Annotated in this window: 25 protein-coding genes; 14 read left to right on the top strand and 11 right to left on the bottom strand. The window is 72.0% G+C overall.

Going from position 1 to position 22348, the window contains the following annotated elements:
• Positions 1-903, bottom strand: a 903-nt coding sequence (locus tag OUY22_RS25865; RefSeq protein WP_270157754.1) for a glycerophosphodiester phosphodiesterase family protein, incomplete at its 3' end; no start/stop codon positions are given.
• Between the two features lie 83 nt (positions 904-986).
• Between OUY22_RS25865 and OUY22_RS25860 the strand changes: the two genes are divergently transcribed.
• The 3 genes from OUY22_RS25860 (at position 987) to OUY22_RS25850 (ending at position 2947) form a co-directional block, all read left to right on the top strand.
• Positions 987-1589 carry a TetR/AcrR family transcriptional regulator gene (locus OUY22_RS25860; protein WP_270157753.1) on the top strand — a complete coding sequence of 201 codons (603 nt, stop codon included), beginning with the start codon at positions 987-989 and terminating at the stop codon, positions 1587-1589.
• A complete protein-coding gene (locus tag OUY22_RS25855; protein WP_270157752.1) occupies positions 1586-2242 on the top strand; it encodes a VC0807 family protein in 657 nt (218 codons plus the stop codon). The genes OUY22_RS25860 and OUY22_RS25855 overlap by 4 nt, the downstream gene beginning before the upstream one ends.
• A gap of 222 nt (positions 2243-2464) precedes the next feature.
• Positions 2465-2947, top strand: a complete 483-nt coding sequence (locus OUY22_RS25850; RefSeq protein ID WP_270157751.1) for a hypothetical protein — start codon at positions 2465-2467, stop codon at positions 2945-2947.
• Between the two features lie 137 nt (positions 2948-3084).
• Here OUY22_RS25850 and OUY22_RS25845 read toward each other — a convergent pair whose 3' ends face one another.
• The 3 genes from OUY22_RS25845 to OUY22_RS25835 form a co-directional block, all read right to left on the bottom strand.
• A complete protein-coding gene (locus OUY22_RS25845; RefSeq protein ID WP_270157750.1) occupies positions 3085-3579 on the bottom strand; it encodes a GNAT family N-acetyltransferase in 495 nt (164 codons plus the stop codon).
• Between the two features lie 82 nt (positions 3580-3661).
• Positions 3662-4843, bottom strand: a complete 1182-nt coding sequence (locus OUY22_RS25840; protein ID WP_270157749.1) for a hypothetical protein — start codon at positions 4841-4843, stop codon at positions 3662-3664.
• 68 nt (positions 4844-4911) lie between these two features.
• On the bottom strand, positions 4912-5943 hold the full coding sequence (locus OUY22_RS25835) for a hypothetical protein (protein WP_270157748.1): 1032 nt from the start codon (positions 5941-5943) through the stop codon (positions 4912-4914).
• A gap of 346 nt (positions 5944-6289) precedes the next feature.
• On the opposite strand from OUY22_RS25835, the gene OUY22_RS25830 reads away from it, so the two are divergent.
• Complete coding sequence (locus tag OUY22_RS25830; protein WP_270157747.1) at positions 6290-6523, top strand: hypothetical protein; 234 nt, start codon at positions 6290-6292, stop codon at positions 6521-6523.
• On the opposite strand, the gene OUY22_RS25825 is transcribed toward OUY22_RS25830, so the two are convergent.
• The 3 genes from OUY22_RS25825 to OUY22_RS25815 all read right to left on the bottom strand — a co-directional run bounded on the left by OUY22_RS25825 (position 6516) and on the right by OUY22_RS25815 (position 8802).
• Positions 6516-6902 carry an MsnO8 family LLM class oxidoreductase gene (locus OUY22_RS25825; RefSeq protein WP_333486789.1) on the bottom strand — a complete coding sequence of 129 codons (387 nt, stop codon included), beginning with the start codon at positions 6900-6902 and terminating at the stop codon, positions 6516-6518. The two genes, OUY22_RS25830 and OUY22_RS25825, sit on opposite strands and share 8 nt — an antisense overlap.
• A 158-nt stretch (positions 6903-7060) precedes the next feature.
• Positions 7061-8011, bottom strand: a complete 951-nt coding sequence (locus OUY22_RS25820) for an adenylate/guanylate cyclase domain-containing protein (RefSeq protein WP_270157746.1) — start codon at positions 8009-8011, stop codon at positions 7061-7063.
• A 59-nt stretch (positions 8012-8070) separates the two neighbouring features.
• Complete coding sequence (locus OUY22_RS25815) at positions 8071-8802, bottom strand: FadR/GntR family transcriptional regulator (protein WP_270157745.1); 732 nt, start codon at positions 8800-8802, stop codon at positions 8071-8073.
• A gap of 111 nt (positions 8803-8913) precedes the next feature.
• Between OUY22_RS25815 and OUY22_RS25810 the strand changes: the two genes are divergently transcribed.
• The 8 genes from OUY22_RS25810 to OUY22_RS25775 are packed head-to-tail and all read left to right on the top strand — an operon-like array spanning position 8914 to position 17639.
• Positions 8914-10419, top strand: coding sequence for an ABC transporter substrate-binding protein (locus OUY22_RS25810; protein ID WP_270157744.1), 1506 nt, complete (start codon positions 8914-8916; stop codon positions 10417-10419).
• Positions 10416-11363: an ABC transporter permease gene (locus tag OUY22_RS25805; RefSeq protein ID WP_270157743.1), complete on the top strand. Its 948-nt coding sequence runs from the start codon at positions 10416-10418 to the stop codon at positions 11361-11363. Before OUY22_RS25810 ends, OUY22_RS25805 begins: the two co-directional genes overlap by 4 nt.
• Positions 11360-12193: an ABC transporter permease gene (locus OUY22_RS25800; RefSeq protein WP_270157742.1), complete on the top strand. Its 834-nt coding sequence runs from the start codon at positions 11360-11362 to the stop codon at positions 12191-12193. Before OUY22_RS25805 ends, OUY22_RS25800 begins: the two co-directional genes overlap by 4 nt.
• Positions 12180-13100 carry an ABC transporter ATP-binding protein gene (locus tag OUY22_RS25795; protein WP_270157741.1) on the top strand — a complete coding sequence of 307 codons (921 nt, stop codon included), beginning with the start codon at positions 12180-12182 and terminating at the stop codon, positions 13098-13100. Before OUY22_RS25800 ends, OUY22_RS25795 begins: the two co-directional genes overlap by 14 nt.
• The gene (locus OUY22_RS25790) at positions 13063-13863 is read left to right on the top strand and encodes an ATP-binding cassette domain-containing protein (RefSeq protein ID WP_270157740.1); all 801 of its coding nucleotides are present in this window, start codon (positions 13063-13065) and stop codon (positions 13861-13863) included. Before OUY22_RS25795 ends, OUY22_RS25790 begins: the two co-directional genes overlap by 38 nt.
• Entirely contained in the window at positions 13860-15041 is a 1182-nt protein-coding gene (locus OUY22_RS25785) for a M20 family metallopeptidase (RefSeq protein ID WP_270157739.1), read from the top strand. Before OUY22_RS25790 ends, OUY22_RS25785 begins: the two co-directional genes overlap by 4 nt.
• Positions 15038-16192 (top strand): P1 family peptidase, encoded by a 1155-nt coding sequence (locus tag OUY22_RS25780; RefSeq protein WP_270157738.1) that lies wholly within the window; start codon positions 15038-15040, stop codon positions 16190-16192. The genes OUY22_RS25785 and OUY22_RS25780 overlap by 4 nt, the downstream gene beginning before the upstream one ends.
• Before the next feature lie 19 nt (positions 16193-16211).
• On the top strand, positions 16212-17639 hold the full coding sequence (locus tag OUY22_RS25775; RefSeq protein ID WP_270157737.1) for an aldehyde dehydrogenase family protein: 1428 nt from the start codon (positions 16212-16214) through the stop codon (positions 17637-17639).
• 197 nt (positions 17640-17836) lie between these two features.
• Here OUY22_RS25775 and OUY22_RS25770 read toward each other — a convergent pair whose 3' ends face one another.
• The 3 genes from OUY22_RS25770 to OUY22_RS25760 form a co-directional block, all read right to left on the bottom strand.
• Complete coding sequence (locus tag OUY22_RS25770; RefSeq protein ID WP_270157736.1) at positions 17837-18601, bottom strand: SDR family NAD(P)-dependent oxidoreductase; 765 nt, start codon at positions 18599-18601, stop codon at positions 17837-17839.
• Between the two features lie 20 nt (positions 18602-18621).
• Positions 18622-19179, bottom strand: a complete 558-nt coding sequence (locus OUY22_RS25765; RefSeq protein ID WP_270157735.1) for a GNAT family N-acetyltransferase — start codon at positions 19177-19179, stop codon at positions 18622-18624.
• Between the two features lie 62 nt (positions 19180-19241).
• Positions 19242-19943 (bottom strand): L,D-transpeptidase family protein, encoded by a 702-nt coding sequence (locus OUY22_RS25760; RefSeq protein ID WP_270157734.1) that lies wholly within the window; start codon positions 19941-19943, stop codon positions 19242-19244.
• A 251-nt stretch (positions 19944-20194) separates the two neighbouring features.
• On the opposite strand from OUY22_RS25760, the gene OUY22_RS25755 reads away from it, so the two are divergent.
• A complete protein-coding gene (locus tag OUY22_RS25755; RefSeq protein ID WP_270157733.1) occupies positions 20195-20809 on the top strand; it encodes a hypothetical protein in 615 nt (204 codons plus the stop codon).
• 151 nt (positions 20810-20960) lie between these two features.
• Here the strand turns inward: OUY22_RS25755 and OUY22_RS25750 are convergent, their stop codons facing one another.
• A complete protein-coding gene (locus OUY22_RS25750; RefSeq protein ID WP_270157732.1) occupies positions 20961-21233 on the bottom strand; it encodes a hypothetical protein in 273 nt (90 codons plus the stop codon).
• 100 nt (positions 21234-21333) lie between these two features.
• On the opposite strand from OUY22_RS25750, the gene OUY22_RS25745 reads away from it, so the two are divergent.
• Complete coding sequence (locus OUY22_RS25745) at positions 21334-22308, top strand: acetylxylan esterase (protein ID WP_270157731.1); 975 nt, start codon at positions 21334-21336, stop codon at positions 22306-22308.
• Positions 22309-22348 lie beyond the last annotated feature (40 nt).

Below are 22348 nucleotides of genomic sequence, written 5' to 3'. Positions count from 1 at the left end.
GATGTTCGTCGGCGGGGCGAGCCTGCTCCAGGCCCGCCCGCCCGGCGCCGGGGGGGGGGGGGGGGCGCCGACGGGCAGCACGCGCCGGGTGTCGACGCCGATCCCGTCGGCGTACCGGGCCACCTCGCGCAGGCCCGCCGGGGTGACCAGGTCGTCGTAGGTGCGGCCGTCGCCCGCGGCGACCAGGTCGTACGGGGCGCCGCTCGCGCTGATGAGCTGGATGAGCGGCAGCCTGGTCCTGCCGGCCAGCTCGCGCAGGTTGGCGGTCTCGAAGGACTGGATGTACGCCTCGCGCACGCGGTTGCGCTCCAGCGTCTCCAGCAGCGGCTCCTCCAGCGACAGGCCGATGGAGTCGAAGTACGTCGGATGCTTGGTCTCCGGGTAGACGCCCACCCCGTGCCGCAGCGCCAGCTCGACGACCTCCTGGAAGGTGGGGATCTCGGCCAGCCCGTCGAAGGCCGTGTTGTCCGGGCGCAGCTCGGGCACCCGCTCCCTGGCCCGCAGCGTCTTGAGCTCGGCCAGGGTGAAGTCCTCGGTGAACCAGCCGGTCACCTCGCGGCCGTCGATCGTCTTGGTGGCGCGCCTGCCGGCGAACTCCGCCCGCTCGGCCACGTCGGTGGTCTGCGAGATCTCGTTCTCGTGCCGCGCGACGAGCACGCCGTCGCGGGTGGGGACGAGGTCGGGCTCGATGTAGTCGGCGCCCATCGCGATCGCGGCCTCGTACGAGAGCAGCGTGTGCTCGGGGCGGTGGGCACTGGCGCCGCGATGGCCGATGACCAGGGGCGGCCGGGCGCGGCCGCGGTCGGCGGCGGTCGCGGAGGAAGTCGATGGCGTCACCACGAAGGCGACGGTACCGGCCGACAGCACGGCCAGCACACTCACGATCAGGCTGCGGATCGTCATGCGCGCACGGTAGACCGGCCGGGCGGCTCGCGTCCCCGGCCTCGCCCACTTCGTTCATTACTTGGTTGAGTTACTCTTTACTCATGCAAGTAAAAAGGCGGACGTTCACCGGGGAGGCCAGGCGCGCGCAGATCATCGCCGCGACCGTCGAGACCCTCGGCCGGTTCGGCTACGGGGGCGCCTCGTTCGCCAAGATCACCGAGCGGGCCGGGCTGAGCAGCACCCGGCTGATCTCGTACCACTTCGCCGGCAAGGACGAGCTCATGGCCGCCGTGGTCGCGCACGTGCTCGACCAGCTCGGGCGCTTCATGCACCAGCGGGTGAGCGCGCAGCCGGACGCCAGGAGCCGGTTGCGCGCCTACATCGGCGGGCTGGTCGCGTTCAACGCCGGCCACCGCGACGAGATGCGGGCCCTGATGACGATCTTCCTCGCCCATCCGGGCGAGACCGGCTCCTACGGTCCCGGCGAGGAGATCCGCACGCTCGGCCACCTGGAGGCCATCCTGCGCGATGGCCAGGAGCGGGGGGAGTTCCGCCCGTTCGACCCGTTCGTCATGGCCGCCACGATCCAGCGCTCGCTCGACGGCCTGCCGTTCCTGCTGCGCGCCAAGCCGGACCTCGACCTGGAGCTGACGGCACGCGAGCTGGAGACGATGTTCGACCTGGCCACGCGGGCGGGCCCATGACGGGGCGGTGGCCGACCGTCGCCGTCAACCTCGGCGTCCCCCTGGTGATCTACTACGGGCTGCGCGCCGCCGGCGTCAGCGTCTACCTGGCGCTGCTGGCCGACACGCTGGTGTCGGCCGCGTTCACCGGCTACAAGCTGCTGCGCGAACGCACGCTCGACGGGCTGAGCGCGTTCTTCACCGCCATGCTCGCCGTCGCCGTGGTGGTCGCGCTCGTCACCGGCGACGAACGGCTGCTGCTGGCCAAGGAGGGCTGGGTCACCGCCGCCGCCGGCCTGTGGTTCCTGGCCTCCGTCAAGATGTCCCGGCCGCTCGCCTACCTGTTCACCCGCCCCCTGCTGGAGCGGCGCTTCCCCCTCGGCCCGGCGCGCGAGCCGTGGGAGGTCTACTGGGAGCGGCTGCCCCGCTTCCGCCGCCTCTGGCGGGTCTCGTCCGCCATCTGGGGCGTCGCGCTGCTGCTCGACGCGGCCGCGCGGGTGGCTCTCGCGTACGCGCTCCCCGTCGACGCGGTGCGCGCGGCCGGAACCCTGCTGTACGCGGTCGCCACCGTCGCCACGATGCTCGTCACCAACGTCCACTACGCGCTGAGCGGCCTGTTCAACGGCTGGAGCAGCCTGTACGAGCCGCTCAGGCGGGAGAGGGACCGCAGCTGAGCGACCGCCTCGCGACCGGGGCGCGCGGCACGGAACCCGCCCCCGCCGCCAGGGCGAACGACGCGCGGGGTCCGTGCAGTTCTGCGCGGTCACGGGGCCGCGAGCCGGGCTAGGTTTCGCTGGTGCGCATCCCCGGCAGGCAGACCGCCTCGGCCGCCGGAGGTCGCCGAACCCCGCGGCGGACCGTCCGCGGGGCCATCCCTTTCCAGAAGGAGACCTGTCATGTCCATGCCTTCGATCGCGTCGCGCCGCCTGCGCATCGCCTCCACCCTGGTGGTGGCCGCGGCGGCCGGCGCGCTGCTGGCAGGGAACGCCGTGACCGCCGAGGCGGCGGCGCCCGAAGTGATCAGCCGCTGGAACAACGAGCTGATCCACGTCAACTCGATCAGCCCGTCGTTCAACCAGGCCATCTTCAGCGGGCCTTACACCGTCACCGTCAAGCTGACGGCCGAGAACACGGGCAGCACGGCGATCCTCTACACCTGCCTCGTCAGCGCCGAAGGGGGAGCCGACACCGACCACGCCTTCGTCACGCTGCCGCCGAACTCGCAGCAGACCGTGGCGCTCAACGTGGTGCACAACTTCACCGGCAACGGGGTGTTCACCTTCGCCTGCACCAAGCCGGCGGGCACCTCGACGGTGCGGATGAAGCAGATCAAGATCACCGGTCTGAAGGTCAACTCGGTGCACAACGCGCCGTTCTGACCAGTGACATGACCAGGGCCGGGGGCGGCGACGCCCCCGGCTCTGCCTGTCCGGCCCGCGAGCGCGTCCTGCCGCTCGTCGGCGTAGCGGTGGACCAGGTGTCCTTCCGGCCTGCCCGGTGCGGCCGCCGGCGATCCCTAGCCCTCGCGGGCCCCGGGCTCGCGCAGGTCCTTCACCAGCACCCGGCACACGTCAGGCACCTGCTCGACCCTGCCGCCCGGCAGGTAGATCCGGCGCGTCGTCGGTACGGGAGGATACGGCCACTCCTCGTACCCGAGCCGCCGGTACAGGGACCACACCCGGTGGTTCGCCGGATCCACGCCCAGCGCCACCCGGTCATGGCCGAGCTCGCGTAAACGCCGCTCGGCGGCGTCCATCAGCCGGGTGCCGATCCGCCGGTCGCGGTGCTCGCGCGCCACCTCCAGGTGGGTCAGCAGCGGCACCCCCGGCAGCCGTTCGCGTATCTCCGGCTCCTCGGCCTGGTCGAGCCAGAGATAGACGTCCCCGATCGGGACGACGCCCTGCCAGGCCACCAGCAGCTCCCCGCGCTTCTCCCGCTGACGGGCCAGCTGTGCCCGGAAGTACGGCTCCTGCCCCAGGGAGTTCACCAGGGCCGCGAGATCCCCGTCCACGGCCGCTCGAATCCGGACATGAAGCATGACGTCTACAATCAAGCGGCGAAAGGGCTGACGGCAAGCATAGTCCGATGTTCTCTCAGGTAAGGGTGAGACCGGGACGCCGGACGCCGCCCCGCCCCGCGGCGGCGGGGACGCCCGGGGTGGCCAGGTAGCGTAGCGCGTCGCCGAGGGAAACGCCGCTGGGCAGCAGTTCCACGAAGTCCCGCCACACCTTGCCATCGGCCCGCCACGCGTCGAGGTAGGCGAGACACAGCTCCGGCCGGATCAGTGCGAGGCGGCCGCGGGCGGCCTTGAGCGACTCCTCCATGCGGCGCCGCTCGTCCGGGCGCACCGGCGCGCGCGGCAGGCGGTCGAGGATGGCCTCGATGAACCGCCGCCGCCTGGCCAGGAACGCCGTCCAGTGCCGCAGGTCGGCGTCCCGCACCGATCTGCCCTCGTCCAGCAGCCAGAACACCCCTTCGGCCAGCACGTCCCCCATCTCCTCGGACCGGGCCCGCTCCGTCGTGCGGAACGGGTCGTAGGGCGCCTGCCTGACCTGGCCGGTGACGGCGAGCGGGCGCAGCCCGTCCTCCTTCAGCAGGTAGAACCAGTCCTCGTTGTAGATGTTCGGAAAGAACGCGACGTTCCGTACGGTCTCCACGACCAGGGCGCCGCCGCCCACGAAGGAGTCCTGGTCGCCGCCGACGGCGCGGTAGGCGTGGCACACCACCGAGTTGTCCGGGAACCCGCCGATCGACAGCCCGGCGGCGTCGAAGCGGTCGAGCAGCCCGGCCGCCCTGCGCAGGTCGTCCGGAGCCCGCACCTCGATGTCGTCGTCGAGGAACGCGATCCGGCGCCAGCCGACCATCCGGGCCAGGGCCAGCGCGAAGTTGCGCTTGGCCGCCGTGTCGGCGTTCCGCCGCAGCCTCGGCGGCAGCACGGTGGACGTCTCCAGCGCGGGCAGCCGGGGGGCCGACGCCCCGGTGAAGTCGATGGCGAGGACGTCGGCGCCGGGAGCCGTCCCGGCGCGCACCCGCGCGGCGCTGGTCCACCTGCCGCTGCACAGCACCACCAGCGGGCACCGCAGCGTCTCGGCCAGGTGGGAGGCGTGCCGCAGGTACTGGCTCGGGCGGGCGGTCGGCACCACGATCGCGTCGATCCCGGCCAGGTCGCCCGGGGCGCCGGGATCGTGCAGCAGCCGCCGGTGGGACGCGTGGTGGTGCGCCGCCGGTGACGGCGGTGGAGCCGGCGTGCTCTTCGGCTCCCGTGCAGCGTTCATGTGCGGGTCCTGGCTCGGGTCTTCCTGCGGGATGTCGGTCCCGTGATCGGGCGGTGTCGAGTGCGTGGTCAGTCAGGCCATTCGACCAGCCTCAGTCCGTCCAGTGTCCAGTCCGGGGTGATGACCTGGCCTCTGACCACGCGGACCTTGCTGAGCAGGGCGTAGGCCTCTTCCGCGCCGAAGCGCTCATGGAGCCAGGCGGTGTTGCGGTCGCGGAAGTTGCTGTCGGTCAGGGCCCGGACCACGCCGAGCGTGCCGCGGCCGTACATGCCGTTGCAGATCGTCAGGGTGCGCCGGGCGTTGTAGGGGTTCGGCCCGCGGTAGAACAGCGCCACGTCCTCGCGGAGCCGGCCGTCGGCCAGCTGGGGGGAGAACCGCCGGTCGCCGTGGGAGAAGTAGGGCCCCTCGTCGCCGCCCCAGTCGTTGACCTGCCGCACCGGCAGGTCGAGGACCTGGAAGACGTCGGAGGTGAGGTCGTTCCAGTCGACGCCGCCGAGGAGGACCAGGTGGGAGGTCAGGTCGTCCGGCTCCAGTTCCTTGGCGGTGCGGCGGCGGACCTCGCCGCCGGGGTTGAAGGCGCGGATGTGCCCGTGCAGCTCGAACAGCGAGTCGAGGTCGGCGTAGGTGTAGAGCTCGATGTAGTCGGGGTCCTCGGGGCGGACGTAGGGCATCCGCGTCAGGAGCTCGTCAGGGAGCCGGGCGCAGACGATGACGATCCTGTTGCCGTCGTCGAACTGCCACGGGTTGGCCGGCGCGCTCCCCGGCGCGGGCGTCCGGCTCAGGGCGACGGTGCGCAGGTCGAGCAGCTCGTGCAGGAGCTTGTCGCGCAGCCGCGACTCCTCGGTCGTCAGCTCGGTCTCGTCGAGGGGGACGAGCTGGTCGCCGTCGATCGAGCGGCGGGTGCAGAAGATCAGCGCGTACGTCTGCAGCCGGGAGACCGGGGGCACCTTGGGGGTGCTCTCGTTCTCCCAGGACGAGATGAGGGGCACGCTGACGTTGAGCGCGCGGGCCAGCTGCGGCTGCCTGACCGTCGTGTCGGGCCACTGCTGCTGACGAAGTTGCCGGAGCCGGCGCGCTAGGGCCTGGCCGGAATCCGCCATGAGGACACCCCCATCCGAGGTCTACTCCTTAAGTAAACCTCTACCGACTGCCCCAGACGAGCCTATCCGCGCAGGCCAGCACCGAAACACCGCAGAGGTGGCCATTCTAGTGGAGCTGGACTTGCCTAACAGAGGGATTAATGCTTCTGAAAAAGGGCAAGTCTTCAGCTAGATAAATGAAGATTAACTGAAGTTCACTCACGGGGATGCGCATGCGCAGCAGAGATCCGCCCAGGACCCCGAGGCCAAGCGGGCGAGCACCCCGGCGAACCGGCGGCACTCCCGCGACGACCGGGAACGCCGCACCTACCCCAGCCCCTGGACGCCGAACCATCAGGATCCCGACATGTACGTCACCGTTGCCCTTCTCGCCAGCCCCGAAGGCGTCGCGATGGCGCGTGGCTTTCTCTACCTCGTGGCCGTCCTCGCCGTCTGGACCGTCGTCGCCGCGGTCCGCCACTTCAGCAAGGCCGTCACCGCGCTGTTCCGCGCGAGCCTGCTGGTCGTCACCCTCACGGGCGTCGGCGCGGTCGCCGCCGCGGTCATCGCGCAACTGGCGCTCATCCTGCAGCTCAGCTGACCGCCCGACGGGACGGGCCGAGCGCCTTGCGGATGCCGCCGGTGAACCCCACCGACCGGCCCAGGCCCATGTCCACCCGGCCCGGATACAGCGACTCCAGGACGCCGAACTGCTCGGCCACCACCATCGGCCGGTGGTTGGGCAGCATCACCCCGCCGGTGCCCACCCGGATCCGGGAGGTGGCGGCGGCGACGGCCGCCGCCAGCACGGTCGGCGCCGACCCGGCGACGCCGGGGACGCTGTGATGCTCCGACACCCAGAAGCGGTGGTAGCCGAGCTCCTCGGCCCGGCGGGCGAAGCGCACGGTGTCGCGCAGCGCCGCCGCCGGGGACTGCCCTTGCCGGACCAGCGAACGGTCGAGGATCGAGAGCGGTCTCATACCCCTGTGCAACAAGGGCGGGAGGGAAATGTTCCTACTCGCCGTAGAGCCCGACCGACCAGCGGACGGGACGGTTGGGGTGGCCGCCGTCCACGGTGATCTTCGCGGTCACCACGACCCGCTCGCCCGGCATGACTCGGGCGGGGCTCAGGCAGGGCTCAGGCGCGGGTCACGGTGAAGGGGACCAGCTCGCCGAGGCCGCGCACCGACAGCCGGTCCACCGCCCGCAGCCGGAACGCCCGGTCGTTCTCCAGGTCCTCGGCCGCGCGCGGATCGGCCAGGATCGTCCCCGGCAGGGCCAGCGCGGTCAGCCGGCTGGCCAGGTTCACGGTGGTGCCGAAGACGTCGCCCATGCGCCATATCACCGGCCCTGCCGCCAGGCCCACCCGCAGCTCCGGCATGCCGCGGGTCTTGGCGTGCGTCTCCACCAGCCGCAGCCCGATGTCGGCGGCCACGTGCGACTTGTCGGCCACGAACAGCACCGAGTCGCCCAGCGTCTTGACCACGCGGCCGCCGTGGGAGGTGACGATGTCGGCCGAGCGGCCCTCGAACCTGTCGATCAGCGCCGCCAGCTCCGTCTCGGTGATCTGCCTGCTCAGCCGGGTGAACGCGACCAGGTCGGCGAACCCGACCGTGACCCGTACCGCGTGCAGGTCCTGCACGGCCAGCCGGCCCGCGGCGGCGGCGAGCTGGCGCTGCCAGGCGTAGACCAGCAGCTTGGCGAGGTCGGGCACCACCCGCTCGGCCCGCCGGCGCCACGCCCTGGGCCGCTCGGCCAGCGGCACCCCCGCCTGGTCGAGCGCCTCGGCGCCCAGCTCGGCCTGCGACTCGGCCAGCCGGGCGGTCGCGCGGCCGAGCGAGCGGGCGATGAGCAGGACGTGGTCCTCGTCGTAGACGCCGTCGCTCACCATGCCGAGCAGCGTCTTGAGCGCTTCGACGTCGGAGTCGGTGAACTCCACCGCGTCGTCGGCCACGTTGGCGAAGCCGAGCGCCCGCCAGAACCGCCGGGCGCGGTAGACCGGCACCCCGGCCATCTCGGCCACCTGGTGGCTGGTGTAGCGGCGGGGCTCGCGCAGGAATGCCTCGGCCACCGACTCCTCCCCAGCCACGGGTGCAACATAACACTCTTTACCCGGATTGCACCGTAGACCTCACCGCCTGGGGAACGTCAGTCCTCCAGCAGCGCGCGGAGCGCCGGGCGCTCGTCGGCGGGCACGTAGTCGAGGTAGTAGTCGTACATCGTCTCCCGCGACAGCCTGGCCGCGAGCGCGCCGTCGCCGGCCCGCACCGCGTCCAGCACCTCCTCGTGGTGGCGGATGCTGCGCCGCATGAGCGCCACCCGGTCGTCCGACGAGGCGAGCTTGCCGGCGATCAGGTTGACCACGATCGACCGGACCACCTCGGTGCTGATCTGGATGAGCTTGTTGCGCGAGGCCCGCGCCACCGCGTCGTGGAAGGCCACGTCGGCCGCGCTGAACTCGTCGTAGCTGACCTCGGCCGCCTTGCGCATCCGGTCGATGGCCGCGTCCATCTCGGCGAGCTGCTCCTCGGTGCGCAGCCGCGCCGCGAGCAGGTTGGCCGAGGCGTCCAGCACCATCCTGAACTGCACCAGCTCGCCCAGCGACAGCTCGTCCACCCGGGCCAGCGTGGTCATCGACCTGTGCAGCGCGGCGGGGGAGAACGGCAGCACCTCGGCCCCGTTCGGATCCCCCGGGCGGGACTGGACGAACCCGCGCGCCTGCAGGACGCGCAGCGCCTCGCGCACCGTGGAGCGGCTCACCGAGAACTGCGCCATGAGATCGCGCTCGCTCGGCAGCCGCTGCCCCGGCGTGAGCGTCCCCGACTCGATGGCCCCCTCGACCTGCTCCACGATCCGCTCGTACGCGCGTATGGTCCGCACCGGCTCGAACCGTGGACCACCCATTTAAGCCCCCTTGACCTGAGCCGTAGCGGACTGGCAATGTGCAGCCTACTGGTCAGACCAGTGCACTAGCCAGGAGGCTGAAGGACAATGAGGCGAATCGGGACCTGGATCGCCGCGGGCGGTCTCCTGCTGAGCATCGCCGCCTGCGGCGGGGGCAGCGGCTCCTCCGGGAGCGCGGGCAACGAGCAGCAGGCCCCTCAGGAGCAGAAACTGTCAGTCGGGTTCGTGGCCGAGCCGGCCAACCTCGACTTCACCTCGACCGAGGGCGCCGCCATCCCGCAGGCGCTGCTCGTGAACGTCTACGAGGGGCTGGTCAAGCTCGACCAGGACGGCAAGCTCGTGCCGCTGCTCGCCGAGAAGTGGGAGGTCTCCGACGACCGGAAGACCTACACCTTCACCCTGCGCCAGGGCGTCAAGTTCACCAACGGCGCCCCCTTCACCGCCGACGACGTGGTGTTCTCCTTCGACCGGGTGAAGACCGACTGGAAGCTGAAGATCACTTCGCAGCTCGACGTGGTCGAGAAGGTGGAGAAGAAGGACGACACCACCGCCGTCGTCACGCTCTCCAAGCCCAGCAACAGCTTCATGTACACGATCGCCACCCGGCTCGGCGCCATGTTCAGCCGCACCGGCGTCTCCGACCTGGCCAACGCCCCCGTCGGCACCGGCCCCTACAAGCTGGGCGAGTGGCGGCGCGGCGACCACATCCGGCTGGACGCCAACGACGGCTACTGGGGCACCAAGCCGCAGGTCTCCTCCGTGACGCTGAAGTACTTCAAGGACGCCACGGCGATGAACAACGCGCTGCTGACCGGCGGCATCGACGTCATCTCCGCGGTGCAGGCGCCCGAGTCGCTGCAGCAGTTCGCCGACCCCAACCGGTTCGAGACCGTCGAGGGCAGCACGAACGGCGAGGTGGTCCTGTCGATGAACAACGGCCGGCCGCCGTTCGACGACAAGAAGGTCCGCCAGGCCGTCCGCCACGCCATCGACCACCGCGCGCTGCTCGACACCGCCTGGGCCGGCCGCGGTGAGCTGATCGGCTCGATGGTGCCGCCCACCGACCCGTGGTACGAGGACCGCACCGGCGACTACCCCTACGACGTCGCCAAGGCCAAGGAACTGCTGGGCGGCAAGACGTACGACGTGAAGATGCGCATCCCCAACCTGCCGTACGCGGTCGCCGCCGGGCAGGTCGTCAAGTCCCAGCTGGCCCAGGTCGGCATCAACGCCGAGATCGAGCCGCTGGAGTTCCCGGCCCGCTGGCTGGACCTGGTGTTCACCAAGGCCGACTACGACCTGTCGATCATCAACCACGTCGAGCCCCGCGACATCAGCATCTTCGCCAACAAGGACTACTACTTCCGCTACGACAACCCCGAGTTCGGCAAGCTGCTCGCGGCCGCCGACGAGGGCACCGAGCAGGAGCAGATCGACAACTACAAGGCGGCCGCCAAGCTGCTGTCCGAGGACGCCGCCGCCGACTTCCTCTTCGGCTTCCCGAACCTGATCGTGGCCAAGAAGGGCGTGACCGGCCTGCCGAAGAACGCCATCGCGGAGTCCTTCGACTTCACCGGGCTCGCCAAGCAGTGATTCTTTACCTGCTCAAAAGGGCCGCGGTGTTCCTCGTGAGCACCGCGGCCGCGGGCGTGCTGGTGTTCGGGTTCATGGCCCTGCTGCCGGGCGACCCCGCCGAGGTGGCGCTGGGCGTGAACGCGACCCCCGAGGCGGTGGCCCGGCTGCGCGCGGAGTTCGGCACCGACCGGCCGCCGCTCACCCAGTTCGCCGACTGGTTCGGCGGGCTGGTCACCGGCGACTTCGGCACCTCCTACGTGACGAGCTCGCCGATCGGGCCGCAGATCGGCGAACGGCTGGCCGTCACCGCCGTGCTGGTCGGCGGCGGCATGCTGGTGGCCCTGCTGATCGCGGTCCCGGCCGGCACGTTCGCCGCCGTCCACCACCGCAACCCGCTCGGCGTCGCCATCAGCGCGCTGAGCCAGCTGGGCATCGCCATCCCGGCGTTCCTCGCGGGCATCCTGCTGGTGTTCGTGTTCGCGGTGCAGGCGCAGGTCCTGCCGTCCGGCGGCTACGTGCCGGCGGCCGAGGACCCGGTGGAGTGGTTCCGCGGGCTGCTGCTGCCGTGGCTGTCGCTCGGCCTGGTCCAGGGCGCGGTCCTCACCCGCTACGTCCGCTCGGCCGTGCTCGACGTGATGCGCGAGGACTTCCTGCGCACCGCCCGCGCCAAGGGCCGCGGCCGGATGGGCGCGCTGTGGCGCCACGGGCTGCGCAACGCCTCCGTCCCGGTGGTGACCGTGCTCGGCCTGCAACTGGCCACGCTGCTCATCGGCGCGGTCGTGGTGGAGCGGGTGTTCGTCATCCCCGGCCTGGGCGACCTGCTGCTGAACGGCGTCGCGGGCCGCGACCTGCTGCTCGTCCAGGGCGTCGTCATGGTGCTGGTGGTGGCCGTCCTGCTGATCAACTTCCTGGTCGACGTGGCGTACGCGGCGCTCGACCCGCGACTGCGGGGGGCGCGATGAGGGGCCACCTGAACGCGAGCCTGGTCACCGGCGGCGCCCTGGTCGCGCTGGTCGTCGCCCTCGCGCTGCTGTCGTTCGTGTGGACGCCGCACGACCCGGTGCTCGTCGACGCGGCCCACAAGCTGCGCGACCCCGGCGGCGGCTACCTCCTGGGCGCCGACAAGTTCGGCCGCGACACCTTCAGCCAGCTCATGGTCGGCGCGCGCACCACCCTGTACGTCGGCATCGTGGCCGTCGGCATCGCCGCGCTGATCGGCACCCCGCTCGGCATGATCGCCGGCATGACCCGCTGGCGCTGGCTGTCGGAGCTGATCATGCGGGTCAACGACCTGGTGTTCGCGTTCCCCGCGCTGCTGCTGGCCGTCATGCTCGGCGCGGTGTACGGGGCCGGCACGCTGACCGCCATGATCGCCATCGGCGTGGCGACGGTGCCCGCCTTCGCCCGCGTCGCCAGGGCGGCGACCATGCAGGTCATGGTGACCGACTACATCCTCGCCGCCCGCGCGGCCGGCCGCCGCCGCCTGCAGGTGGCGTTCCGGCACGTGCTGCCGAACATCGGCTCGATGCTGATCGTGCAGGCGTCCGTGTCGTTCGCCATCGCCATCCTGGCCGAGGCCGCGCTGTCGTTCCTCGGCTTCGGCACCCGCCCGCCGACCCCGTCGTGGGGGCGCATGCTGCAGGAGTCGCAGGAACTGCTGTTCTCCACGCCGCGCCTGGCCCTGTGGCCGGGCCTGGCGATCGCGCTGGCCGTGCTCGGCTTCAACCTGCTCGGCGACGGCCTGCGCGACTACCTCGACCCCAAGCTCAGGAGGATCCGTGCTGAGCGTTGAGGGGCTGACCGTGCGGGCGCACACGGTCGAGCTCGTGCACGACGTGTCGTTCCGGATCGGGCCGGGCGAGCGGGTCGGACTCATCGGCGAGTCCGGCTCCGGCAAGTCGCTGACCGCGCTGTCGCTCATGGGCCTGCTGCCCGAGGGCGTCACCGCGGCGGGGCGGGCCCGCCTGCACGACCGCGACCTGGTCGGCGTGCCCGAGTCGCGGCTGAAGGACCTGCGCGGCCGTGCCGTGTCCATGGTGTTCCAGGAGCCGATGACCGCGCTCAACCCGCTCATGCGGGTCGGCGCCCAGGTCACCGAGGTCATGACCCTGCACGGCAAACCGCGCGAGCAGGCCCGCGCCCGCGCCGTCGACCTGCTCGGCCGGGTCCGCCTGCCCGACCCCCGGCAGGTCGCCCGCGCGTACCCGCACCAGCTCTCCGGCGGCCAGCGCCAGCGCGTCATGCTCGCCATCGCCCTGGCCAACGAGCCCGAGCTGCTCATCTGCGACGAGCCCACCACGGCGCTCGACGTCACCGTGCAGAAGCAGATGCTCGACCTCATCGCCGAGGTGGCGCCCGCGCTGCTGTTCATCACCCACGACCTGGCCGTGGTCGCCTCCGTCTGCGAGCGCGTCCTGGTCATGTACGGGGGACGCGTCGTGGAGAGCGGCCCCATCCGCGAGGTGTTCACCAGGCCACGCCACCGCTACACCGAAGGCCTGCTGGCCGCCTCCAGGCTGACGCCGCGCGGCACCCGCCTGCCCACGATCAAGGGCAGCGTCCCGCCGGCCGGCCGGTTCCCCGGCGGGTGCGTCTTCCGCAACCGCTGCCCGCACGCCGACCCCACGTGCGAGAAGATCCCTGCGCTGACAGGAGAGGGCCATGCCCACGCATGCTGGCACCCCGCTGATCGAGGCTAGCCGCCTCACCCGCGTCTACCACCGGCCCCGCACCTCGCTCACCAAGCCCGCCGGGGTGGTGCACGCGCTGCGCGGGGTGTCCCTGACCGTGCACAAGGGCGAGCGGTTCGGCATCGTCGGCGAGTCCGGCTCCGGCAAGTCGACGCTGCTGCGGCTGCTGTGCGCGCTCGACAAGCCCACCGCCGGCTCCATCCGGTTCGACGGGCAGGAGATCACCGGCCTGCCGGAGCGGCGGCTGCGCTTCCTGCGCCACAGCCTGCAGATCGTCTTCCAGGACCCGATGAGCTCGCTCAACCCGCGCATGCGGGTCCGCGACCTCGTCGCCGAGCCGCTCGTCGCCCTCGGCGAGTCCGTCGGCGGCCGGGTGGCCGAGCTGCTGGACGCGGTCGGGCTGCCGGCCGCCGCCGCCGACCGCTACCCGCACCAGTTCTCCGGCGGGCAGCGCCAGCGCATCGCCATCGCCCGCGCGCTCGCCCCCCGGCCCAAGGTGCTCGTCGCCGACGAGCCGGTCAGCGCGCTGGACGTGTCCGTACGCGGGCAGATACTCAACCTGATGGCCGACCTCGTCGACGAGCTCGGCCTCACCCTCGTCTTCGTCTCCCATGACCTGTCCGTCGTCCGCCACGTGTGCGAGACGGTCGCGGTCATGAACGACGGCGAGATCGTGGAGACCGGCGCCATCGACGACATCTGGATCGAGCCGAGCCACCCCTACACACGGGCGCTGCTGCAGGCCGTACCGACTCTGGAAGGATTGCTGTGATCGAAGTGGACGCGCGGGGCGTCGTCGAGTTCACCCAGGCGCTGGTCCGCATCCCCAGCACCAACGACCCGGCGCGCGGCCGCGACGAGCGGCCCGCCGCCGACCTGGTCGCCGCCAAGATGCGCGAGTGGGGCTGGGAGCCGGTCATGTCCGAGGCCGCGCCCGGCAGGCCCAACGTGGTCGCCGTGGTCGAGGGCGGCGGCGGTGACGGGCCCACCCTGATGTTCGAGGGCCACACCGACGTCGTCACCGAGGGCGACCTGTCGGAGTGGACGGTGGACCCGTTCGGCGGCGAGATCCGCGACGGCAGACTGTGGGGGCGCGGCAGCGCCGACATGAAGTCCGGCCTGGCCGCCACCCTCTACGCCACCCGCGCGCTGCAGCTCGCTGGACCGTTCCCGGGACGGATCAAGGTGTGCGCGCTGGCCGACGAGGAAGGGCTCATGCTCGGCGCCCACCACTTCGTCGACCAGGGGCTGGCCGCCGACGTGGACGGCGCGATCGTGGCCGAGCCGGAGGCCGGCGAGATCTGCGCGGTCGCCAAGGGCGCGCTGCGGCTGCGCGTCGACCTCACCGGCAAGATGGCGCACGGCGCGATGCCGCAGCACGGCCGCAACCCCGTCGAGGCCGTCGGCGCGCTGCTCACCGGCCTGCGCCGCCTCCAGGCCGAGCTGCAGCAGCGCTTCCCCGCGCACGAGCACCTCGGCGAGGTGTACGTGACCCCGACCGTGGTCCGCGCGGGCAGCGAGGAGCAGGTGAACGTCATCCCGGCCACCGCCTCCGTCTTCGTCGACGTGCGCACCGTCCCCGGCGTCGACCACAAGGAGGTCGCCGACCGGGTGGCCGCCCTGGCCGCCTGGGACGGGATCGCCGCCGAGGTGTCCGTCCTGGTCGACCGGCCGCCGGTGGACGTGCCCGTCGACGACCCGGTGGTGGCCGCGCTGGCCGCGGCGCACCGCGACGTCACCGGCGAGGAGCCCGTCTACGGCGGCGTGCCCGGCTCCACCGACGGCACCGTGCTCACCCACTGGGGCGGCGTCCCGTCCGTCGTGTACGGGCCTGGCGGCAAGTGGATCGCCCACCAGGCCGACGAGTACGTCGAGGTGGCCGAGATCGTCACGTGCACCCGCGTGTTCGCCGAGGCGGCCCGGCGCTTCCTCACCCGGAACCTGCCGTGAAGCCTGGTGCCACCAACTCCCTGCTGGACGTGGCCGGCCTGCGCGTCGGCCACCACCACAGGGTCGGTGACGGTCACCGCACCGGCACCACCGTCGTGCTCGCCCCGGCAGGGGGCATGGTGGCCGGCGTGGACGTGCGCGGCGCCGCACCCGGGACCCGCGAGACCGAGCTGCTCGACCCGCGCAACCTCGTGGAACGCGTGCACGCCGTCGTCCTGACGGGCGGCAGCGCGTTCGGGCTCAGCGCGGCCTGCGGCGTCATGTCCCGCCTCGCCGACGCCGGCGTCGGCTTCCCCGTCGAGGGCGGCGTCGTCCCCATCGTCCCCGCGGCGGTGATCTACGACCTCGGCCGCGGCGGAGCCTTCCGCGCCACCCCGGACGCCTCCTTCGGCGAGGCCGCCTACGACGCGGCCATGGCGGACGCCGCGGACCCGCCCGGCCAGCCGGCCCTTGACCAGACGACCCTCGATCAGACGGCCTCCGACCGGACGGACCTTGGGCGGACCGCTCCCGGGCATGTCAGCGGGTCCGTCGGCGCCGGGGCGGGCGCCGTGGCCGGAGGACTGGCCGGCGGGGTGGGGACCGCGAGCGTGATGCTGCCCTGCGGGGCCACCGTCGCGGCCCTGGCCGTGGTGAACGCCGCCGGCTCCGTGCTCGACCCGCGCGGCGGCCGGCCGGCCGGGGCGAGGTACGGGCTGCCGGGAGAGTTCGACCACCTGCGCAAGCCGCGCGCGCAGGAGGTCGAAGCCTGGCGGCCGGCCGGGGTCACCTCGCTGAACACCACGATCGGCGTCGTCGCCACCGACCTGACCCTCACCAAGGCCCAGTGCGGCAAGCTCGCCGCCGTCGCGCACGACGGCCTGGCCCGCGCCATCCGCCCGGCGCACACCATGGTCGACGGCGACACCGTCTTCGCCGTCGCCACCTGCGCCCGGCCCACGCCGCGGGGCGAGGACCGGGTGTACGGGCAACGGACCGCCGGGGACGAACCGTCAGGGGCCGAACCGTCAGGGGCCGAACTGCACGACCTGCTCGCCGCCGGGGCCGACGTGTTCAGCCGGGCCGTGGCGCACGCCGTGCTGGCCGCCACCGGCAGGGAAGGCGCGCCCGCCTATCTCGACGTGTTCCCGAGCGCGTCGCGTACGTCATGAACCGAGGGGGACCGCAAGCGTGAACTATCAGGACGCCTGGCCGTCAGGGCTGCCGATCGGCGACGGCTGGGTCCGGCCGGCCGCAGAGGCCGACGTGATCTTCCCGTACGACGGCTCGGCGGTGATGCCGGCCCCTGTCGGGGACGCGGCCCTGGCCGCGCGGGCGATCGAGGAGGCGCTGGCGGTCGCGCCCGCGATGGCGGCGCTGCCGTCGCACGCCCGCCGCCGCGCGCTCATGGCCGCCCATGACGCGCTGGCCGCGCGGCGCGAGGAGGTCGAGAGCCTGCTCGTGCTGGAGACCGGCAAGCCGCTCGTCGACTGCCGGGTCGAGGTGGCGCGCACGCTCGTCACGCTGGTCACGGCCGCCGAGGAGGTGGCGCGGCTGCACGGCGAGACCGTGCCGCTGGACCTACTGCCGGCGGGGGAGGGCCTGGTCGGGTTCTGGACGCGGCGGCCGATCGGGGTGGTGGTCGGCATCACCGGGTTCAACTACCCGCTGCTGCTGGCCGCTCACAAGATCGCTCCCGCGGTGGCCGCCGGCTGCCCGGTGATCGTCAAGCCCGCTCCCGCGACGCCGCTGGCCACGCTCTGGCTGGTACACCTGCTGCGCGAGTCCGGCGCGCTGCCGCCGGCGGCGGTGCAGCTCGTCACCGGCGACGTCGAGGTGGGCCGGACGCTGGTGGAGGACCGGCGGATCGGGGCCGTCTCGTTCACCGGGTCGGCCGCCGCGGGGCACGCCATCGCCCGCAACGCCGCCCCCACGAAGGTGCTGCTGGAACTCGGCTCCAACGCCGCCCTGGTGGTGGCCGCCGACGCCGACCTGGAGGCGGCCGCGGACGCGGTGGTGCGCGGCGGCTACTACGCCTCCGGCCAGGCGTGCATCTCGGTGCAGCGGGTGCTCGTCGAGGAGCCGGTCGCGGCGGAGTTCCAGGCCCTGCTGGCCGCCCGGATGAAGGACGTGGTGGTGGGCGACCCGCGGCTGCCCGATACCCGGGTGGCGCCGCTCATCGACCCGGCCGCCTCCGACCGGGTGCTCGACTGGATCGCCTCCTCCGGGGCCGAGGTGCTGACGGGCGGGGTGCGTGACGGCCGTGCCATCGCGCCGACGCTGCTGGCCGGCGTGCCCGACGGGGCCGCCGCCTGGGACGAGGAGATCTTCGGGCCCGTCGTGTGCGTGCGCCAGGTGCCCGACCTGGAGGCCGCGTTCGCCGCGGTCAACGCCTCCCGGTACGGGTTGCACGCCTCGGTGTTCACCCGCTCCCTGGCCACCGCGTTCGCCGCGATCGAGCGGATCGAGGCCGGGGGAGTGGTGGTCAACGAGGTGCCGGGGTTCCGCGCCGACAACATGCCGTACGGGGGCGTCAAGGACTCCGGCATCGGCCGGGAGGGCCCGCGGTTCGCGATCGAGGAGCTCACGGTGACCCGGATGGCCATCATCCGTCCTTGACCGGCAATCCGTCCTTGACCGGGAATCCGTTCTTGACCGGGAATCCGTCCTGATCGGGCGTCGTCCCTGGTCGGGCAGCCGTCTCCGGTCCCGGTTTCTGGCGGCGCGCGGGTTTCGCGCGCCGCCGTGGCGGATCGGATGCGGGTCAGGTGGGCCGGTCAGCCCGGTGGATCAGGTGGGTGGATCAGGTGGGCGGGTCAGTTGGGCGGGTCGAAGCGGCCGTCGACCGCCGTCCAGCCGCCGTCGACGTGCAGCACGGCACCCGTGACGAAGCTGGCGGCGTCGCCGGCCAGGTAGACGACCGCGCCCGCCATCTCCTCGGCCGTGGACCAGCGGCCCAGGGCGCTCTTGGCCGCGTACGCGTCGTACCAGCCCGGATTTTCCTTGATCTGCTGGGTGAGCGGGGTTTCCACCACCCCCGGAGCGATCGCGTTCACCCGCACCCCGTGCGGCCCGAACTCGGCCGCCGCGGTGCGCAGCAACTGCACCAGTCCGGCCTTGGTGGCCGAGTAGACGCCCTGGCCGGGTTCGGTGACCGAGGCCCGGATGGAGGCGAAGCCGATGATGGACCCGCGTCCGCGCGCCACCATGCCCGCGCCGAACGCCCGCACCACCTCGAACGACGCCTTCAAGTTCAGGTCCACCACGCGCTGGAACTCCTCGGACGTGTAGTCCAGCAACCGCTTGCGCACGTTGGTCGCCGCGGTGAACACCAGGACGTCCGCCTCCAGCTCGGCCGCCGCGGCGTGCACGGCGGCGCCGTCCAGCACGTCGAGCGGCCGGGCGGTGCCGCCGCAGCGGGACGCCGTCTCCTCGGCCGCGGGCAGGTCGCGGTCGGCGCACACCACCGACGCCCCGTGCGCGGCCAGCGCCAGCGCCGCCTCCCTGCCGATGCCACTGCCGGACCCGATGACCACCGCACGCCGCCCGTCCAGGCGAAACAACCGCTCGTATGCCGTCATGGCAGCACCTTAGTCACTGGTCAGACCAGTACACCAGGTGGGCCTGCGTAGCGGGACGCCTCCCACTCCTCCCGGAGCAGCTCGTACTCGACCTCGCCCTGCTCGGAGCCGTCGATCGGGTCGTCCCAGTCCTCCCAGAAGGTGCGTACGAACCGCAGCCCGCACTTCTCCATGACCCGGCGCGAACCCCGGTTCACCGTCATCGTCTGCGCGTACACGCGGCGCGCGCCCAGCTCGGCGAAGGCCCGCTCGATCAGCAGCAGCGATCCCTCGGTCGCGTACCCGTGCCCCCAGAACTCCCGGTGCAGCCGGTAGCCCAGCTCCAGTTCGTCCCCGTCCCCGTCCTCGGCCGAGGGGCGCAGGTGGAACCAGCCGACGAAGGCGCCGGTGCTCCGCTCCAGGGCGGCGAAGAAGCCCGTCGTCGTCATCCGGGGCAGCGTCTCGCGCACGATCGTCTCGCGCGGCGTCGGCTTGCCGCCGTTGAGGAAGCGCATGACGTCCGGGTCGTTGTGCAGGCGGACGATCTCGTCGGCGTCGTCCGGGGTGAGGGGGCGCAAAGCCAGGCGTTCCGTATTCACCCGGCATACGCTAGCCGCGGGCGTCCGCCCTCTTCGACGGCTTTTCGCCGTGGCCAGGCCGCCTACCGGTGGCTGCGCCTGACGTGCACCGGCTCACCGATGCCCACCATCCGGAACAGGCGCTCGGAGACCGCCATGGGCAGGCGCACGCAGCCGTGGGAACCGGGCCACGACGGCACCCCGCGGGAGCCGTGCATCGCCACCCCGCCCACGAAGTAGAGCGAGTTGTACATGGAGCCCAGCGGGCCCTTCGTCCAGCCGGGATCGCGTCTGAAGACCCGGAAGTCGCCGATGGGGGTGGTGGCGATGCGGCACCGGCCGCCCTGGCAGAACCGAACGCCGGCGCCCGTCGAGGCGTGCGAGATCAGCACCGGCCTGCGGGCCCGGTAGACGACCAGGAGCTGGCGGCGCAGGTCGATCTCGACCCGGTTGGGCGCGCCGTTCCTCACCAGCGGGCGCACCGGCCGGTACCGGTCCAGCCGCCTCCACACGGCCGTGTCGACGACGTTCCCGACCCGCAGGCCCCTGCTCTTCCTGAACGCCCACACCGCGTAGCGAGTCTCCTGGTCGAAGACGCCGTTCGCCTTGCGCGGCAGGTAGCCCCGCTGCCGCAGCTGCCGCTGGAGGTACCGGACCTCCTCGCCCCGGTCGCCCGGCCGCAGGACGAACTCGTCGTCGTACGGCGCCGCCGTCGCGGCGAGGGGCAGGGCCGGCGGGATCGCGAGGCACAGGACGAGCAGGACGATGCGGCAGGCGTTGATCATAGCGGGAAGGTATCCGTTATGAGGAAATGACCACCCCGAGTAACGGTCTCCTTCCGTAAAGAGCATATCGCAGCGAAAAGGGACAATATGGGTGACCCGCTCTTTGGTTCCCCATAATGGAGATTCTTTAACCGACATTGCTGAGTGGCGACATAGTCCCGCTTGGCGGCGAGGGTAAGTTCGCGGCTGTCGCGCGGCTTTCTGAAGAGCCCGCTTCCAGATCGAAGAACCATGAACGGAAACCATCGCCCATGAACATTGAAAGCCGAATCCGCTCTGCCAAGAAGGTCGCCGGACTGGCTTTGGCGGCCGCCGCCGCGGGAGCTCTGCTCCTCCCCGCGACGGCGGCGAGCGCGAGCACCGGCCAGGTCGCCGGCACCGCCGTCCTCGCGCACGAGAAGCCGGTCCTCTGCAAACACCGCCACAAGTGCGGGCACCACCGCCCCTGCCACAGGTGCGGGCACCGCCACCACGGCTGCCGCGGGTGCGGTCACGGCCACCACCACGGCTCCTGGCACAAGCACAAGGACCACGACTGGGACAAGCACAAGGACCACGACTGGGACGACGGCGACGACTGGGACCGCGACAAGGACCGGGACTGGGACTGGGACCGCGACAAGGACCGGGACTGGGACTGGGACCGCGACAAGGGCTGCGACGGGGATCGCGGCAGGGACTGCGACCACGACTGGGGCGGCTTCAAGGACTACTGGGACAAGTACAAGGGCAGGCACGGCGGATACGAAAAGAAGTGGGGTCACCACGACCACAAGCGCTGCCCCGAGAAATGGTGGCTCTGGCCGGACAGCGGCGAGGGAAACAAGTTCTGGGGCTTTGACGAGAACGAGGACGACGGCAGCTAGATCTTGCCACCCGCCATTCTCGCGCGTGAAATGCTGCACCCGTGAAAGGGGTGCGGCATTTCACGCTACGGCCGTCCGGCGGCGGCCGGGCCGCGTCGACGCGGAAAGGGCCGACCGGCCGCGGGTCAGGCCGTGCCGTCCGTGACGACGGTCATTCCAGCGGGTCTCCGAGACGGAGAATGCGCCGGTCGCCGCGTACGGTCACTTCGCTGATCATCCACGTGCACTCGTCGACGACGGTGCCGTCCATGGTCATGTAGCCGCCCACGACGAGCAGGGGGCGCTCGCCGGCGTGGACCAGTTCGGCCCGCGCCTCGGTCTCGTCGCCGAACTGCAGGAGGAAGTCGTCGTACTCCAGCGGCGCGTCGAGGATCATGCCGGACGCCAGGTGGGCGCTGGAGGTCTGGAACAGGTGCACGGTCACGGCGGGCTCACTACCCGGATTTCCGGCGATCGTGCGTCCTGTGGCGCTGATGTGCGGAGATGCGATGAAATTATCTCCACCCCGAAAGGTTGGAGTATCTGTGCCCCTGTTCGACCTGCCGCTTGAGCGACTCCGCGACTACCGCCCCGACCGGGACGAGCCCGCCGACTTCGACGCGTTCTGGTCCCGCACGCTCGCGGAGACCCGGGAGTTCGCGCTGGACGCCGAGTTCACCCCGCACGCGCCCCCCTTCGCGCACGTGGAGGTGTACGACGTCTCGTTCGCGGGCTGGGGAGGCCACCGGATCAACGGCTGGTTCCTGCTCCCGCGCGGCGCGCAGGCCCCGCTGCCGTGCGTCGTGCACTACATCGGCTACGGCGGCGGGCGCGGCTTCCCGCACCAGCACCTGTTGTGGCCGGCCGCCGGGTACGCGGTGTTCGTGATGGAGACGCGCGGTCACGGCGGCGCCAGCGTGCAGTCCCCCGGCGTCACCGGCGACCCGCACGGCGCGGGCGGCCCGCAGGCTCCCGGGATGATGACGCGCGGCATCATGGACCCGGACGACTACTACTACCGCCGGGTGTTCGCCGACGCCGTCAGGGCCGTCGACGCGGCCGCCGCCCACCCGGCCGTGGACGCGGGCCGGATCGTCGTCTCCGGCGGCAGCCAGGGCGGCGCCATCGCGCAGGCCACCGCCGCGCTGCACCCGTCGGTGGCGGGGGCCTGTGTGGACGTGCCGTTCCTGACGCATTTCCGCCGGGCCGTCGAGATCACCGACCGCGATCCGTACCAGGAGCTGGTCCGGTTCCTCGCCAGCCGGCGCGACAGCGCGGAGCAGGTGTTCCGCACGCTGGCGTACTTCGACGGGGTGAACTTCGCGGCCCGGGGGAGGGTGCCGGCGCTGTACTCGGTGGCGCTGATGGACTTCGTCTGCCCGCCGTCGACGGTCTTCGCCGCCTACAACCACTGGCAGGGGCCGAAGGAGATCACGGTCTGGCCGTGGAACGGTCATGAGGGCGGAAGCGGTTACCAGCAGGAGGAACAGCGCCGTTTCCTGGCCGAGCTGCTGGTCTGAGCGCGCCTGACCGAGCCGCTGGTCTGAGGCGCGCGTGATC

This window comes from Nonomuraea corallina, from assembly GCF_027620315.1.
In the GTDB taxonomy this organism is placed as follows: Bacteria; Actinomycetota; Actinomycetes; order Streptosporangiales; family Streptosporangiaceae; genus Nonomuraea; species Nonomuraea corallina.
Note: the sequence above shows the minus strand (reverse complement) of the source record. Positions and strands in the feature narration are given on the sequence as shown.

Coding starts and splice junctions, on each gene's coding strand:
- OUY22_RS25860 (WP_270157753.1), top strand. CDS start 987: ATGCAAGTAAAAAGGCGGACGTTCACCGGGGAGGCCAGGCGCGCGCAG.
- OUY22_RS25855 (WP_270157752.1), top strand. CDS start 1,586: ATGACGGGGCGGTGGCCGACCGTCGCCGTCAACCTCGGCGTCCCCCTG.
- OUY22_RS25850 (WP_270157751.1), top strand. CDS start 2,465: ATGTCCATGCCTTCGATCGCGTCGCGCCGCCTGCGCATCGCCTCCACC.
- OUY22_RS25840 (WP_270157749.1), bottom strand. CDS start 4,843: ATGAACGCTGCACGGGAGCCGAAGAGCACGCCGGCTCCACCGCCGTCA.
- OUY22_RS25835 (WP_270157748.1), bottom strand. CDS start 5,943: ATGGCGGATTCCGGCCAGGCCCTAGCGCGCCGGCTCCGGCAACTTCGT.
- OUY22_RS25830 (WP_270157747.1), top strand. CDS start 6,290: ATGTACGTCACCGTTGCCCTTCTCGCCAGCCCCGAAGGCGTCGCGATG.
- OUY22_RS25825 (WP_333486789.1), bottom strand. CDS start 6,902: ATGAGACCGCTCTCGATCCTCGACCGTTCGCTGGTCCGGCAAGGGCAG.
- OUY22_RS25810 (WP_270157744.1), top strand. CDS start 8,914: ATGAGGCGAATCGGGACCTGGATCGCCGCGGGCGGTCTCCTGCTGAGC.
- OUY22_RS25800 (WP_270157742.1), top strand. CDS start 11,360: ATGAGGGGCCACCTGAACGCGAGCCTGGTCACCGGCGGCGCCCTGGTC.
- OUY22_RS25790 (WP_270157740.1), top strand. CDS start 13,063: ATGCCCACGCATGCTGGCACCCCGCTGATCGAGGCTAGCCGCCTCACC.
- OUY22_RS25770 (WP_270157736.1), bottom strand. CDS start 18,601: ATGACGGCATACGAGCGGTTGTTTCGCCTGGACGGGCGGCGTGCGGTG.
- OUY22_RS25760 (WP_270157734.1), bottom strand. CDS start 19,943: ATGATCAACGCCTGCCGCATCGTCCTGCTCGTCCTGTGCCTCGCGATC.
- OUY22_RS25755 (WP_270157733.1), top strand. CDS start 20,195: ATGAACATTGAAAGCCGAATCCGCTCTGCCAAGAAGGTCGCCGGACTG.